Below are 13,516 nucleotides of genomic sequence, written 5' to 3' on the forward strand. Positions count from 1 at the left end.
CGCATTCCCTAACCCTCAGTCATCACCGCAGGTGCCCACGGGCACCGGCGTCTTCTGCTGGAGAGACCGAAGTTGAGCGCGACCGGATGGATCAGAGAGCGGTTCGCCGGGCCGACCCCGGGGACCGCTCCGGGCACGACCGGCACCTGGCCGAGGACGGCGCTCGCGCTGCCGTTCATCGGCATGGCGCTGGTCGTCGCCCTCGACTACTTCAGCAACACCGAGGTGACGGTCGAACCGGCCCTCACCGCCGTCCCCGCGCTGGCCGCCGTGGTCAGCCGCCGCACCTGGTACCCGCTCGCCATCGGCCTGTGCACCGAGGCCGTGGCCTTCCTGATGGCCGCCTACAGCGACGCGCTCGGCGAGTCCGTGCACAGCGCCACCGTCTTCGCCATCGTCCTGGTCGCCGCGATCGGCTGGGTCAGCGCCACCCTGCGGCTGCGCCAGGAGAAGGCGCTCGCCGACGCCCAGCTGGTCGCCTCGATCGCCCGCCGGGTGCTGCTGCGGCCCGTCCCCGAGCGGGTCGGCACCGTCCGGGCCGCCGTCCACTACGAGGCCGCCGCCGCGCACGCCAGGATCGGCGGGGACCTCTACGAGGTGGTCAACACCCGGCACGGCGTGCGGGCCGTGGTCGGCGACGTCCGCGGCAAGGGCCTCGGCGCGGTGGAGACCGCCGCCGCCGTGCTCGGGGCCTTCCGCGAGGCCGCCCACCAGGAGCCCGCGCTGGACCGGGTGGCCGGCTGGCTGGCCGTCAGCCTCGACCGCGCCCTGCACGAGAACGACCACCCCGGAGTGGAGGAGGAGTTCGTCACCCTGGTGCTGATCGGGGTCCGCCCCGACGGCACCGCCGAGATCGTCAACTGCGGCCACCCCTCGCCGCTGCTGCTGCGCGGCGCCGAGCCCGTCCGACCGCTGGAGCTCGCCGAGACGGTGCCCCCGCTCGGCGTGCTCGACCCGGCCGACGTCCGCCCGCCCGTCCACCGCGTCCCGCTCCACCAGGGGGACCGCGTGCTGCTGTTCACCGACGGTGTGATCGAGGCCCGCGACCGCTCCGGCGTCTTCTACCCGCTCGCCGAACGGCTGCCGCACTGCGCGGACGGCCGGCCGGTGGACGTGCTGCAGCGCCTGCACGAGGACGTGGTCCGCCACGTCGGCCGCCAACTCGGGGACGACGCCGCGATGCTGCTCCTCCAGTACGACCCGCCGGGGCCGATCCCCCAGCTGCCCCACCAGAACGGGCAGCGGGCCCACCCCAGGGGGCTGAGCCCGGAGGCGGAGCTCAGCGGCTGACCGTCCTCGGCGGCCGACCGCGCCCAGAGACCAGAGCTCAGAGACCAGAGCTCAGAGACCAGAGCTCAGAGCTCAGAGACCAGAGCCCAGGGCTCAGAGGCCGACCGTGACAACCAGCGGGCGGTGGTCGGAGACCGCCGTCCGCGGGGCCCGCGCCGGACCGACCGCGGTCCGCGGCACGCCCACCGCCAGCACGTGGTCGAACTGCACGGCCGGCCGGTGCGACGGGTAGGTGGGCGTGCGGGCCAGGTCGTACCAGCCCTGCAGCCGGGCCCGGGGCTCGCGCACCCGCCTCCGGCGCTCCGCCACGAGCTGCGGCCGGGCCCGCCGGGCCGCGCGCAGCTCGCGCACCCGCACCCGCGGCGCGGTGCGGTCCAGCGCCGTGGCCCCGCCCAGCACCGTCCGGGGCACCGCACCGATCAGGTTGAAGTCCCCCAGCACCAGGTACGGCTGCGGCAGGTCGGAGATCCAGCGGCGGATCCCGGCCAGCTGCGCCATGTTCCAGCCCGGCACGAACGACAGGTGTGCGGCCACCACAGTGAACGGGCCGTGCTCGCCCTCCAGGACGGCCGCCAGCGCGGCCCGCGGCTCGTCCGGCACGGGGGTCAGCCCGCGCCGCCCGGCCACCCGCAGCGGCAGCCCGAACGGTGCCGGGGCGAACCGCCGGGCCCGCCAGTGCCGTACCGGCAGCCGGGTCAGCAGCGCGGTGCCGTAGGCGGGCGGGGCGCCGTCGCCGACCTCGCCCGGGCCGTACACCTGGATCCCGGCGGGCGCCGACGGCTCCGGCACCCAGCCGGCCACCGGCGCCGGCCGGCCGTGCAGGGCGGCCGCGAACCGCCAGTCGGCCGCGCCCATCGCCTTGGCGGCGACGGCCGCCTGGTCGGTGCCACCGGAGCGCGACTGGTACCGGTCCACCTCCTGAAGCGCCAGGACGTCGGCGTCCAACCCGGCCACCGCCTGCGCCAACGGCCCGCCGGCGTCGGCGGGATAGGGCGCCGGGGCGCCGTCCGGGGCGAGCGGCTGACCGTGCAGCAGATTGAAGGTGGCGATGCGCAACTGGCTCACACCGCACGACGGTACCCGCTCGGCGGGGCGGGGGGCGCGGCTTGAGCCCGCCGGGCATACCGGGTATACATACTCGGTATGTCCATCCGTCACGGTCTGCTCGCCCTGCTCGACCAGGGCCCCCGCTACGGCTACCAGCTGAGAACCGAGTTCGAGGCGCGCACCGGCGCCACCTGGCCGCTGAACGTCGGCCAGGTCTACACCACGCTGTCCCGCCTGGAGCGGGACGGACTGGTCGAGCCCGCCGGGGAGGACGAGGAGGGGCACCAGTTCTACGCGGCCACCGAGGCCGGCCGGGCCGAGCTGCGGTCCTGGTTCGACACCCCGGTGCCGCGCACCAACCCGCCGCGCGACGAACTGGCGATCAAGCTCGCCATGGCGGTCACCGTCCCGGGGGTGGACGTGCCCGCCGTCGTCCAGGGCCAGCGCCGCCACAGCATCAAGGCGCTCCAGGACTACACCCGGCTCAAGGGCCGCGCCCTGGCCGGCGAGCGCCGGCCCGGCACCGCACAGGGCGCCGACCTCGCCTGGCTGCTCGTCCTGGAACAGCTGATCTTCCAGACCGAGGCCGAGATCCGCTGGCTCGACCACTGCGAGACCAGGCTCGCGAAGCAGGCCGAGATCGAACAGGCCAGGGCCGCCGAGGCACAGGCGGCCGAGACGGCCAAGGCGGCCAAGGCGGCCAGGACCCGTACCGGGCGCCGAACCACCAAGGCCTGACCCCGTACGGACCTGACGAACCACCGGCCCCGACCGCTCAGCGGTGCGGGCCCAGAGAACAGCAGGGGGAAGTGTGTCCCACACCGATCCGACCAGGAGCACCGGCCAACCCGTGCTGCACCTGGACAACGTCACCCGGGTCCACGGCCAGGGCGCATCCGAGGTGCAGGCGCTGCGGGGGGTCGATCTCAAGGTCCACCCGGGCGAGTTCGTCGCCGTGATGGGCCCCTCCGGGTCCGGCAAGTCCACCCTGCTGACCCTCGCGGGCGGCCTGGACACCCCGACCGGCGGCCAGGTCCTCGTCGAGGGCGTCGCCCTGGGCGGCCTCAACCGCAAGCGGCTCGCCGAGGTGCGCCGCCGCTCGGTCGGCTACGTCTTCCAGGACTACAACCTGATACCGGCCCTCACCGCCGCCGAGAACATCTCGCTGCCCCGCGAACTCGACGGCGCCTCCGGCCGGTCCGCCCGCCGCGAGGCCCTGGCCGCCCTGGAGGAGCTCGGCATCCCCGAGCTCGCCGACCGGTTCCCCGACGACATGTCCGGCGGCCAGCAGCAGCGCGTCGCCATCGCCCGCGCCCTGATCGGCGAGCGCCGCCTCGTCCTCGCGGACGAGCCCACCGGCGCCCTCGACTCCACCACCGGCGAGTCCGTCCTCGCCGTCCTGCGCGCCCGCTGCGACGCCGGCGCCGCCGCCATGATGGTCACCCACGAGGCCCGCCACGCCGCCTGGGCCGACCGCGTGGTCTTCCTGCGCGACGGCCGCATGGTCGACGAGAGCGTCAGCCAGGACGCCGGCAGCCTGCTCGTCACCGCCGCCGCCAACAGCGGGAAGGGCCCGGTGGAACAGTGAGGCTCAGCGCCTGGCGGGTCGCCCTGCGCATCGCCCGCCGCGACGCCCTGCGCGCCAAGGGCCGCAGCGCCCTCGTCGTCGCCATGGTCGCGCTGCCCGTCCTCGGCGTCACCGGGGCGGACGTCGTCTTCCGCAGCGCCGAACTCGACCCCGGCGAGCGGGTCGTGCGCACCATGGGCCGCTCTGACGCCGAGGTCCGCCTCATCGACCGCGGCGCGGTCGTGCTGCAGGCACCGGACCCGGACGAGGACTTCACCGTCGACGACGCCAAGGAGACCAGGAAGGAGAACGGGCAGCCCCAGTACACCCCCGAGCAGCGCCGCAGCCTCGACACCGAGCCCCCGGAGCTCGTCAAACAGCTGCTCCCGCCCGGCAGTGCGCTCGTCCCGGTCCGCCAGGGCCCCTACATCGCCACCAGCACCGCCGAGGGCCTGCTCAACGTGCAGACCGTCGAGGCCGACCTCAACGACCGGCTCTGGCAGGGCCGGATCAACCTGGTCAAGGGCCGCGCCCCCGGCGCCGCCCACGAGATCGCCGCCACCCAGGAGTTCCTCGACCGGGCCGGGCTCAAGCTCGGCGACCACACCGCCCCGCGCGGCATGGACGCCACCCCGTACACCATCACCGCCGTCGCCGAGTACCCCGACGACCTGGGCGCCACCACCCTGATCGCCCGCCCCGGCGAGCTGATCGAGCCGCTGTCCAAGCTGGCCGTCCCCGACCGCGGCCGCGGCCGCGGCGCCGAGAACAGCGAGCCCACCCGCTGGCTGGTCAAGCTCCCGGCCGGGGCCGCACTGGACTGGCCCAAGGTGGCGGAGTTCAACAAGCACGGCTTCACGGTGGCCTCCCGCAGCGTCGTCCTCGACCCGCCCGCCCGCTCCGACGTGCCGCTCTACGTCAAGCACGACGCCGAACAGTCCGGCGGGACCAGGTACTTCGACAAGACCTCCGTCGTCATCCTCGCCACCGTGGCCGGCATGGCCCTGCTGGAGATCGTGCTCCTCGCGGGCCCCGCCTTCGCCGTCGGGGCCAGGCGCTCCCGGCGGCAGCTCGGCCTGCTCGCCGCCGGCGGCGGTGACCGCGCCAACGTCCGCGCCGTCGTCCTCGGCGGCGGCATCGTGCTCGGCGTCAGCGGCGCCGTCGTCGGCCTCGGCCTCGCCGTCGGCCTGGTCGCCGTCCTGCGCACCCAGGCCGAGCAGTTCGCCGGCAAGCGGTTCGGCCACTTCGACCTGCAGCCGCTGGACCTCTCCGGCGTGCTCGTCATCGGCCTGGTCACCGGACTGCTCGCGGCCGTCGTCCCGGCGGTCCAGGCGTCCCGGCAGGACGTCGTCGCCGCGCTCACCGGCCGTGACTCGCTCAAGCCGCCGAACCGCAAGCTGGCCCTGCTCGGCCTGCTGGCACTCCTCGGAGGCTCCGCCCTCGCGCTGTTCGGCGCCACCGCGGGCTTCGGCAACCGCAGCACCGCCGTCCTCGGCGGCTCGATCATCGCCGAGCTCGGCATGGTCGCCCTGACGCCCTACCTGGTCGGCCTGTTCGGACGGATCGGCCGCTGGCTCCCGCTCGGCCCCCGACTCGCCCTGCGCGACTCGGTGCGCCACCGCGGACGCACCGCGCCCGCCGTCGCCGCGGTGATGGCCGCCGTGGCCGGCTCGGTCGCCGTCGGCATCTACACCGCCAGCAGCGACGAGCAGCAGCGCCGCGACTACACCGCCTCGGCCCCCGCCAACGCGGTCACCCTCAACAGCGGGTGGGGCGCCACCGCCGACGGCCGGATGCTGCCCCAGCAGCGCGCCGTGGTCGAGTCCACCGTCCCGGGCCTCGGCCCCCGGGCCGACGTGCAACGGGTCAACTACAAGAGCGACTGCAGCACCGACGGCCTCACCTGCGGCTACGTCAACGTCGTCATGCCCAAGGAGCGGCGCTGCCCGGTCTACGAGCAGGACGTCCTCGACTTCTCCAACCCGGAGACCCAGCGGACCCTCAAGGAGGACGAGCGCTGCAAGGGCGGCCACGGGTTCCGCGGCAACTCCTTCGGCAGCCTGATGGCCGGTGACGCCACCCTCCTGCACAACCTGTACGGCGCGGACGACCCGGCCGCCGGCCAGGCGCTGGCCGCAGGCAAGGCGGTGGTCTTCAACGCCGCCTACCTGAAGGACGGCAAGGCGGTGCTGAAGCTGACCGAGCCCACCAACCCGGCCGACGAGAAGCCCGGCCAGCGCTCCGCCGCCGCCAGCAGCGAGGTGACCGTCGACGCCGTCCTGGCCACCGCGGTCATCCCGGTCGGCGCCCAGGCCGTGGTCAGCCCGGACACCGTCCGCCGGCTCGGCCTGACCAGCAGCGACGCCGGCTCGGTCTGGCTGCCCCGGACGGCGCCGCCGGACAGCGCCGAGCAGAAGGCCATGGGCGGGCTCGACAAGCTGTCCGACGGCACCATGTTCGAGGTCGAGCGCGGCTTCCGGCCCGAACGCGACCTGATCTCGCTCGGCCTGACCGCCTTCGCCGCCCTGGTCGCCCTCGGCGCGGCCGGGATCGCCACCGGCCTCGCCGCCGCCGACTCCCAGCGCGACCTGACCACCCTCGCGGCGGTCGGTGCGGCGCCCCGGATCCGGCGGACCCTCTCCGGGTTCCAGTGCGGGGTCATCGCCGCCATGGGCACCCTGCTCGGCGCCGTCTGCGGCGTGGTGCCGGCCGTCGCACTGCGCAAGGTCGAGGGCATCGCGCAGTCCTACCCGGGAATGCCCGCGGAGGAGAGCGCGGACCAGACGGTGGTGGTCTTCCCCTGGCCCATCATGGCGCTCACCGTGATCGTCCTGCCGGTGCTCGCGGTGGCGCTGGCCGCCCTGCTGACCCGCTCGCGGATCTCGCTGCTGCGCCGGACGGTCTGACCGTCCCCGCCCCGCCCCTTCGCCACCCCCGGCCGCCGTCCCGTGCGGCCGGGGGTGGCGTCGTCCGGTCCGGGCGTCCCGGGGCGGCGTCGTCGGCCCGGGTGGTCGGGGTGACGGAGGTTCCGGGGTGACGGAGGTTACAGCCCCCGGGGCGACCACAGGCCGAACGCCCGGGGCGGACACCCGCACGGGCGAACTAAAGTCGTCCGTATGACGAGAACTCCGGACAGCGTCGTCCGCTCCTTCATCGACCGGCACCAGGCCGCCTTCCTCGCCGACCTCTCCGAATGGCTCGGCATCCCCTCGGTCTCCGCGGACCCGGCGCGGGCCGGCGACGTCCGCCGCTCCGCCGAGTGGCTGGCCGCGAAGCTGCGCGACACCGGCTTCCCGGTGGCCGAGGTGTGGGAGACGGACGGCCTGCCGGCGGTGTTCGCCGAGTGGCCGTCCGGGGAGCCGTCCGCGCCGACCGTGCTGGTGTACGGGCACCACGACGTGCAGCCCGCCGCCAAGGAGGACGGCTGGGCGACCGAGCCGTTCGAGCCGACCGTGGTCGGCAGGCAGCTGTTCGCCCGCGGCGCCGCCGACGACAAGGGCCAGGTCTTCTTCCACACCCTGGGGGTCCGGGCGCACCTGGCCGCCACCGGCCGCACCGCGCCGGCCGTCAACCTCAAGCTGCTGATCGAGGGCGAGGAGGAGTCCGGCTCGCCGCACTTCGCGGACCTCGTCCGCCGCGAGGCCGGGCGGCTCGCCGCCGACGTGGTGATCATCTCGGACACCGGCATGTGGTCGGAGACCACGCCGACCGTCTGCACCGGCATGCGCGGCCTTGCCGACGCCCAGATCGACCTGTACGGGCCGCAGACCGACATCCACTCCGGCTCCTTCGGCGGGGCCGTCCCCAACCCGGCCGCGGTCGCGGCCTCGCTCGCCGCCGGGCTGCACGACGCCGACCGCCGGGTGGCCGTCCCGGGCTTCTACGACGGCGTGGTCGAGCTGACCGAGCGCGAGCGGGAGCTCTTCGCCGAGCTGCCCTTCGACGAGGCGCGGTGGCTGGAGGTCGCCAAGTCCTCCGCCACCCTGGGCGAGGCCGGCTACTCCACCCTGGAGCGGATCTGGGCCCGGCCGACGGCCGAGGTCAACGGCATCTGGGGCGGCTACACGGGCCCCGGCGGCAAGACCATCGTGCCGGCCTCGGCGCACCTGAAGCTCTCCTTCCGGCTGGTCGCCGGGCAGGAGGTGGAGAAGGTCCGGGAGGCGGTCCGCGCCTGGGTGGCCGAGCAGGTGCCCGAGGGCATCCGGTACGAGCTGGTCTTCCCGGGGGCGACCAGGCCCTGTCTGACGCCGCTGGACCACCCGGCGCTGCAGTCCACCGTCCGGGCGATGGGGCGCGCCTTCGAGCAGCGGATCCTCTTCACCCGCGAGGGCGGTTCCGGCCCGGCCGCCGACCTCCAGGACGTGCTCGGCGCGCCGGTGCTCTTCCTCGGCATCTCGGTGCCCTCGGACGGCTGGCACTCGGTGAACGAGAAGGTCGAGCTGGACCTGCTGGCCAAGGGCGTCGAGACGGCCGCCTACCTGTGGGGCGACCTGGCCGAGAACTGGCGGCCGGGCGGCGAGGACGCGTGAGGGCGCCGCTGGCCCCGGCCTGCCCTGCCTGCCCGGCCTGCCGGGGCGCCGCAGCCTCCCGGCGGTGGGGCGCCGCCGCCCGACCACTCATCCGGATGACTCATCACATGGGGATGGAACGAAGTGAGCACCGTGCCTGAGACCGAACGCCCGCAGCAGCTGGCCCTGGCCCGGGCCGGGGTGGACCGGGCGGCCCAGCACCGGTTCGACGAGCCCTGGCTGGCGGCCGCCTGGAGCCACCCGACCACCAAGGTGCTGCCGATCGCGGGCGGCGAGGCCTTCGTGGTGGACACCGGGCACGGCACCGAACTGGTGCTGCTGCCCTCCTTCGAGGCGCCGCAGACCGGTGACCGCTACTTCCTGGGCACCGACGAGGAGGGCGTCTCCTACTTCGCGATGGCCGGCGAGAGCCTGCCCGGCCGGCTGGACGGCGACGCCCGTCCGGCCGGGCTGCGCGAGGTCGGCGCGATGCTGTCCGACCGGGACGCCGGGCTGCTGGTGCACGCCGTCGCGCTGGAGCACTGGCACCGGCTGCACAGCTTCTGCTCGCGCTGCGGCCACCCGACCGAGAAGGCCGGCGCCGGGCACGTGCGGCGCTGCACCTCCTGCGCGGCCGAGCACTACCCGCGGACCGACCCGGCGGTGATCATGATGATCACCGACGACCAGGACCGCTGCCTGCTCGGGCGGCAGGCGCTCTGGCCGGAGGGCCGCTGGTCGACCCTGGCGGGCTTCGTCGAGCCGGGGGAGTCGATCGAGCAGGCGGTGGTCCGCGAGGTCTTCGAGGAGGCCGGGGTCCGGGTCGCCGAGGTCGGGTACGTGGCCAGCCAGCCGTGGCCGTTCCCGTCCAGCCTGATGCTGGGCTTCATGGGCAAGGCCCACCCGGACGGAACGGCGATCACCGTGGACGGCGAGGAGCTGGCCGAGGCGCGCTGGTTCTCCCGGGAGGAGCTGAAGGCCGGGATGGCGGCCGGCGAGATCCTGCCGCCGTCCGGGATCTCGATCGCACGTCATCTGGTCGAACTCTGGTACGGCGAGCCGCTGCCCTCCGCGGCGCGCTGGTAATACGGCGAATTGGGGGCGCGCGACATCATGTCGCGCGCCCCCAATTTCCTTTCCCGGCCCGATGTTCGTGATCGGAGGGGCCCTGTGCAGGGCGGCTGCGGTACCAGGGAAAGGCGCCGTCACCGATCCCGGTCGACATTGCCGCAAACGGCTGAAAGCGCGTCACCGCGCTCGCTACATTCACTCGGGTGACAATCCCACGGGGCACCGCCCAATCCCCCAAATACCAGCGCCTCGCCGCCGATCTGCGCCGCCGGATCGCCGAGGGCGAGTTCACCGCCGCGTCCGCGCTGCCGGTCGAGAGCGAACTGGAACGCCAGTACGGCGTGGCCCGCAACACCGTTCGACTGGCCGTCGACGTCCTGGTCAACGAGGGCCGGCTGGTCCGGCTCCAGGGCAAGGGGACCTACCTCAGGGAGCACCCCGTCCTGGACCACCGCGCCTACGGACCGGTCCTGCCGAGCGCGCCGCGCGACTGCCTCGCCCTGCCCACCGCCATCTACGCCGGCGAGGCCGCCGAGGCCGGACGGGAACTCGGCGTCGACTTCGAGATGATGATCGTCCGGGCCCGGGTGGACATCGCCGAACGGCTCGGACTGCGCCCCGGCGAGGCCATCGTGGTCCGCCGGCAACTGCGCCTGCTCGACCGCGAGCCCTACTCCATCGAGGAGAGCCACTACCGCGCCGGACTCGCCGCGGGCACCCCGCTGATGGAGCCCGACCAGATCGACGGCGGCGACGAGGCGGTGCTCGCCGCACTCGGCCGCACCGAGATCGGGGCCGTCGACCACCTGGTCGCCCGGATGCCCGGACCGGAGGAGGCCCAGTGGTTCCAGGGCGGCCCCGGGGTGCCGCTGGTCGTCCAGACCAGGGTCACCTACGACCGGCGCGGGCCCGTCCGGGTCATCGAGACCCGCTACTCCGCCGACCGCAGCCGACTCGTCTACGGCGTAGGCGACCTCGCCGCCCGGGCCTCACTGCCGGCGCCCGCCGCACCGGTCGACCCGGCCCGGGCCGAGGCGCCGTAACGCCCCGGCCCGGACCGCCGCGCCCGTCAGGCCGCCAGGGCCTTCTTGACCTGGATCAGGCTCGGGTTGGTCATCACGACCTGCTCGCCGCCGCCCACCGGCGTCACCAGCACCGTCGGCACGACCTGGTTGCCGTTGTTCACGGACTCGACGAAGGACGCCGACGCCGGGTCCTCCTCGATGTTGATCACGGTGTAGCCGATGCCTTCACGGTCCAGCTGGCTCTTGAGTCGGTTGCAGTACCCGCACCAGGTCGTGCTGTACATCGTCACGCTGCCGGACATCGAGGGGGCTCCTTCGGGAAGAGGGCGTGCGGTCTCAGGGGAGAACGCAGGCCGCGCATCGGTCATTCCGCGTGCACGGCCGGTGCACTGCGCGTGCGCCCGCCATGCCGCATCCGCCCGGCGTACGGGCAGGCCCGCACGCCCGGACGCACAGCGATCATCCTGCGATCACACCGCTCCTGTGGACAACCCCGCCCGAGTTGTCCCACCGGGCTGAGAGGATGGAACGCATGCAGGAAGACCTCTTGAGCGGCAGCCCGTTCGACGACGACCACCGGGCGGCCTCCGGCCCCGACGCGGTACTCGCCGGACTCGACCCGGAACAGCGGGCCGTCGCCACCGCCCTGCACGGGCCCGTGTGCGTCCTCGCCGGCGCCGGCACCGGCAAGACGCGCGCCATCACCCACCGGATCGCCTACGGCGTGCGCAGCGGCGTCTACCAGCCCGCCCAGGTCCTCGCCGTCACCTTCACCGCCCGTGCCGCCGGCGAGATGCGCGGCCGACTGCGCCAGCTCGGCGCCGACGGCGTCCAGGCCCGCACCTTCCACGCCGCCGCGCTGCGCCAGCTCCACTACTTCTGGCCGCGCGCCATCGGCGGGCCCGTCCCCCAGCTGCTGGAGCGCAAGGTCCAACTCGTCGCCGAGTCCGCCGGCCGCTGCGGCCTGCGCGTCCAGCGCACCGAACTGCGCGACCTCACCGCCGAGATCGAATGGGCCAAGGTCACCCAGATCGGGCCCGACGACTACCCCGCCGCCGTCCAGAAGTCCGGCCGCGAGGCCCCCCGCGACCCGGCCGAGACCGCCCAGGTCTACCGCGTCTACGAAGAGGCCAAGACCCGCCGAGGCGTGATCGACTTCGAGGACGTCCTGCTGCTCACCGCCGCCATCCTGGAGGACCGGCCGGACATCGCCGACCAGGTCCGCTCCCAGTACCGGCACTTCACCGTCGACGAGTACCAGGACGTCTCCCCGCTCCAGCAGCGCCTGCTCGACCAGTGGACCGGCACCGCCGCGGGCAGCCTCTGCGTGGTCGGCGACGCCAGCCAGACGATCTACTCCTTCACCGGCGCCACCCCCGACTACCTGCTCAACTTCCGCACCCGCCACCCCGAGGCCACGGTGGTCAAGCTGGTCCGCGACTACCGCTCCACCCCGCAGGTCGTCCACCTCGCCAACGGCCTGCTCTCCCAGGCCCGCGGCCAGGCCGCCCGGCACCGGCTGGAGCTGGTCTCGCAGCGCGAGGCCGGCCCCGAGCCCGTCTACACCGAGTACGAGGACGAGCCCACCGAGGCCGAGACCACCGCCCGCCGGATCCGGGACCTGCTGGCGGCGGGCGTGCGGGCCAGCGAGGTCGCCGTGCTGTTCCGCACCAACGGCCAGTCCGAGGTCTACGAGCAGGCGCTCTCCGACCTCGGCATCTCCTACCAGCTCAAGGGCGCCGAGCGGTTCTTCGAACGCCCCGAGGTACGGGACGCCGGCGTGCTGCTGCGCGGCGCCGCCCGGGCCGGCTCCGACCCGCTCACCGACGGCGTCCCCGGGCTCGCCGCCCAGGTCCGCGCCGTCCTCGCCAGCCGCGGCTTCACCCCGGAGCCCCCGGCCGGCTCCGGAGCGGTCCGCGAGCGCTGGGAGTCGCTGGCCGCGCTCGTGCGGCTCGCCGAGGACTTCGAGCGCACCCGCGCGGCCGCCGGGGAGCCGGCCGACCTCGCCGCGTACGTCGCCGAGCTGGACGCCCGGGCCGCCGCCCAGCACGCCCCCGCCGTCGAGGGCGTGACCCTCGCCTCGCTGCACGCCGCCAAGGGCCTGGAGTGGGACGCCGTCTTCCTGGTCGGCCTCACCGAGGGCACCATGCCGATCATCTACGCGAAGACCGACGAGCAGGTCGAGGAGGAGCGCCGGCTGCTCTACGTCGGCGTCACCCGCGCCCGCAAGCACCTCTCGCTCTCCTGGGCGCTCTCCCGCTCCCCGGGCGGCCGGGCCAGCCGCAAGCCCACCCGCTTCCTGGACGGCCTGCGGCCGGGCTCCGGCGCACCGGGCGTGCGCGCCGGAGGCCGGGGCGGGCGCGGCGGCGTCGAGCCGGGCGAGCGCGCGGCCGGGCGCCGGGTGCGCGGGCCGGTCAAGTGCCGGGTCTGCGAGCGGGTGCTCACCGAGGCGGTCGAGCGCAAGCTGCGCCGCTGCGAGAGCTGCCCGTCCACCATGGACGAGGGGCTGTACGAGCGGCTGCGCGAGTGGCGGGCCGGGCAGGCGAAGAAGCAGGGGGCGCCGGCCTACGTGGTCTTCACCGACGCGACGCTGATGGCGATCGCCGAGGACGTCCCCGCGACCCGGCAGGACCTGGCGGTGATCTCGGGCGTCGGTGCGATGAAGCTGGACAAGTACGGGGCCGCCGTGCTCTCGTTGTGTGCGGGGGAGGAGCCTGCGGAGGATCCGGTCGACGTCGAGGACGGCGATCCGGGTGATCCCGCCTGAGTCGACCCGGACCACTCCGGTCGGTTGCCCGGGCGGTTCGGACCGCGGCTTCGCAACCCGCTGGGGCTCACCGGCGAACGTGCCGGAGAACCCCGCCGAGAACTCGCCGGAAAAATAGTTTGCGCGCCATACCGGGAGCGCAATAGCCTGCCGGAGCGGTCAAGGGGACGCGGTCGCACGGGGTCACACCTGTCACGCATACCCCTGCACGCCACAGCTTCACCTGCACCACCTGCATCAC

The 13,516-nt window shown here is 74.4% G+C and carries 10 protein-coding genes; 8 read left to right on the forward strand and 2 right to left on the reverse strand.

Going from position 1 to position 13,516, the window contains the following annotated elements:
* The first annotated feature begins 72 nt into the window (after window positions 1-72).
* A complete protein-coding gene (locus ACIGZJ_RS07340; RefSeq protein WP_396456356.1) occupies window positions 73-1,290 on the forward strand; it encodes a PP2C family protein-serine/threonine phosphatase in 1,218 nt (405 codons plus the stop codon).
* 93 nt (window positions 1,291-1,383) lie between these two features.
* Here ACIGZJ_RS07340 and ACIGZJ_RS07345 read toward each other — a convergent pair whose 3' ends face one another.
* Entirely contained in the window at window positions 1,384-2,355 is a 972-nt protein-coding gene (locus ACIGZJ_RS07345) for an endonuclease/exonuclease/phosphatase family protein (protein ID WP_396456357.1), read from the reverse strand.
* A gap of 78 nt (window positions 2,356-2,433) precedes the next feature.
* Here ACIGZJ_RS07345 and ACIGZJ_RS07350 point away from each other — a divergent pair, with 78 nt between their 5' ends.
* The 6 genes from ACIGZJ_RS07350 to ACIGZJ_RS07375 all read left to right on the forward strand — a co-directional run bounded on the left by ACIGZJ_RS07350 (window position 2,434) and on the right by ACIGZJ_RS07375 (window position 10,526).
* A complete protein-coding gene (locus ACIGZJ_RS07350; protein ID WP_396456358.1) occupies window positions 2,434-3,075 on the forward strand; it encodes a PadR family transcriptional regulator in 642 nt (213 codons plus the stop codon).
* A 73-nt stretch (window positions 3,076-3,148) separates the two neighbouring features.
* On the forward strand, window positions 3,149-3,925 hold the full coding sequence (locus ACIGZJ_RS07355) for an ABC transporter ATP-binding protein (protein ID WP_396456359.1): 777 nt from the start codon (window positions 3,149-3,151) through the stop codon (window positions 3,923-3,925).
* Window positions 3,922-6,810 (forward strand): ABC transporter permease, encoded by a 2,889-nt coding sequence (locus tag ACIGZJ_RS07360; RefSeq protein WP_396456360.1) that lies wholly within the window; start codon window positions 3,922-3,924, stop codon window positions 6,808-6,810. Before ACIGZJ_RS07355 ends, ACIGZJ_RS07360 begins: the two co-directional genes overlap by 4 nt.
* A gap of 210 nt (window positions 6,811-7,020) precedes the next feature.
* Window positions 7,021-8,433 (forward strand): dipeptidase, encoded by a 1,413-nt coding sequence (locus ACIGZJ_RS07365; RefSeq protein ID WP_396456361.1) that lies wholly within the window; start codon window positions 7,021-7,023, stop codon window positions 8,431-8,433.
* 123 nt (window positions 8,434-8,556) lie between these two features.
* The gene (gene nudC, locus ACIGZJ_RS07370) at window positions 8,557-9,498 is read left to right on the forward strand and encodes an NAD(+) diphosphatase (protein WP_396456362.1); all 942 of its coding nucleotides are present in this window, start codon (window positions 8,557-8,559) and stop codon (window positions 9,496-9,498) included.
* A gap of 188 nt (window positions 9,499-9,686) precedes the next feature.
* Window positions 9,687-10,526: a GntR family transcriptional regulator gene (locus tag ACIGZJ_RS07375; RefSeq protein WP_396456363.1), complete on the forward strand. Its 840-nt coding sequence runs from the start codon at window positions 9,687-9,689 to the stop codon at window positions 10,524-10,526.
* Between the two features lie 26 nt (window positions 10,527-10,552).
* On the opposite strand, the gene ACIGZJ_RS07380 is transcribed toward ACIGZJ_RS07375, so the two are convergent.
* The gene (locus ACIGZJ_RS07380; RefSeq protein ID WP_392929061.1) at window positions 10,553-10,810 is read right to left on the reverse strand and encodes a mycoredoxin; all 258 of its coding nucleotides are present in this window, start codon (window positions 10,808-10,810) and stop codon (window positions 10,553-10,555) included.
* Window positions 10,811-11,040: 230 nt separating this feature from the next.
* On the opposite strand from ACIGZJ_RS07380, the gene ACIGZJ_RS07385 reads away from it, so the two are divergent.
* Window positions 11,041-13,275: an ATP-dependent DNA helicase UvrD2 gene (locus ACIGZJ_RS07385; RefSeq protein WP_396456364.1), complete on the forward strand. Its 2,235-nt coding sequence runs from the start codon at window positions 11,041-11,043 to the stop codon at window positions 13,273-13,275.
* The last annotated feature ends 241 nt before the right edge of the window (window positions 13,276-13,516 follow it).

This window comes from Kitasatospora sp. NPDC052868 (assembly GCF_044547105.1).
Taxonomy (GTDB): Bacteria; Actinomycetota; Actinomycetes; order Streptomycetales; family Streptomycetaceae; genus Kitasatospora.

Excerpts from the sequence above, each read along its gene's own strand:
- ACIGZJ_RS07350 (WP_396456358.1), top strand. The coding sequence starts at position 2,434 with ATGTCCATCCGTCACGGTCTGCTCGCCCTGCTCGACCAGGGCCCCCGC.
- ACIGZJ_RS07365 (WP_396456361.1), top strand. The coding sequence starts at position 7,021 with ATGACGAGAACTCCGGACAGCGTCGTCCGCTCCTTCATCGACCGGCAC.
- ACIGZJ_RS07380 (WP_392929061.1), bottom strand. The coding sequence starts at position 10,810 with ATGTCCGGCAGCGTGACGATGTACAGCACGACCTGGTGCGGGTACTGC.
- ACIGZJ_RS07385 (WP_396456364.1), top strand. The coding sequence starts at position 11,041 with ATGCAGGAAGACCTCTTGAGCGGCAGCCCGTTCGACGACGACCACCGG.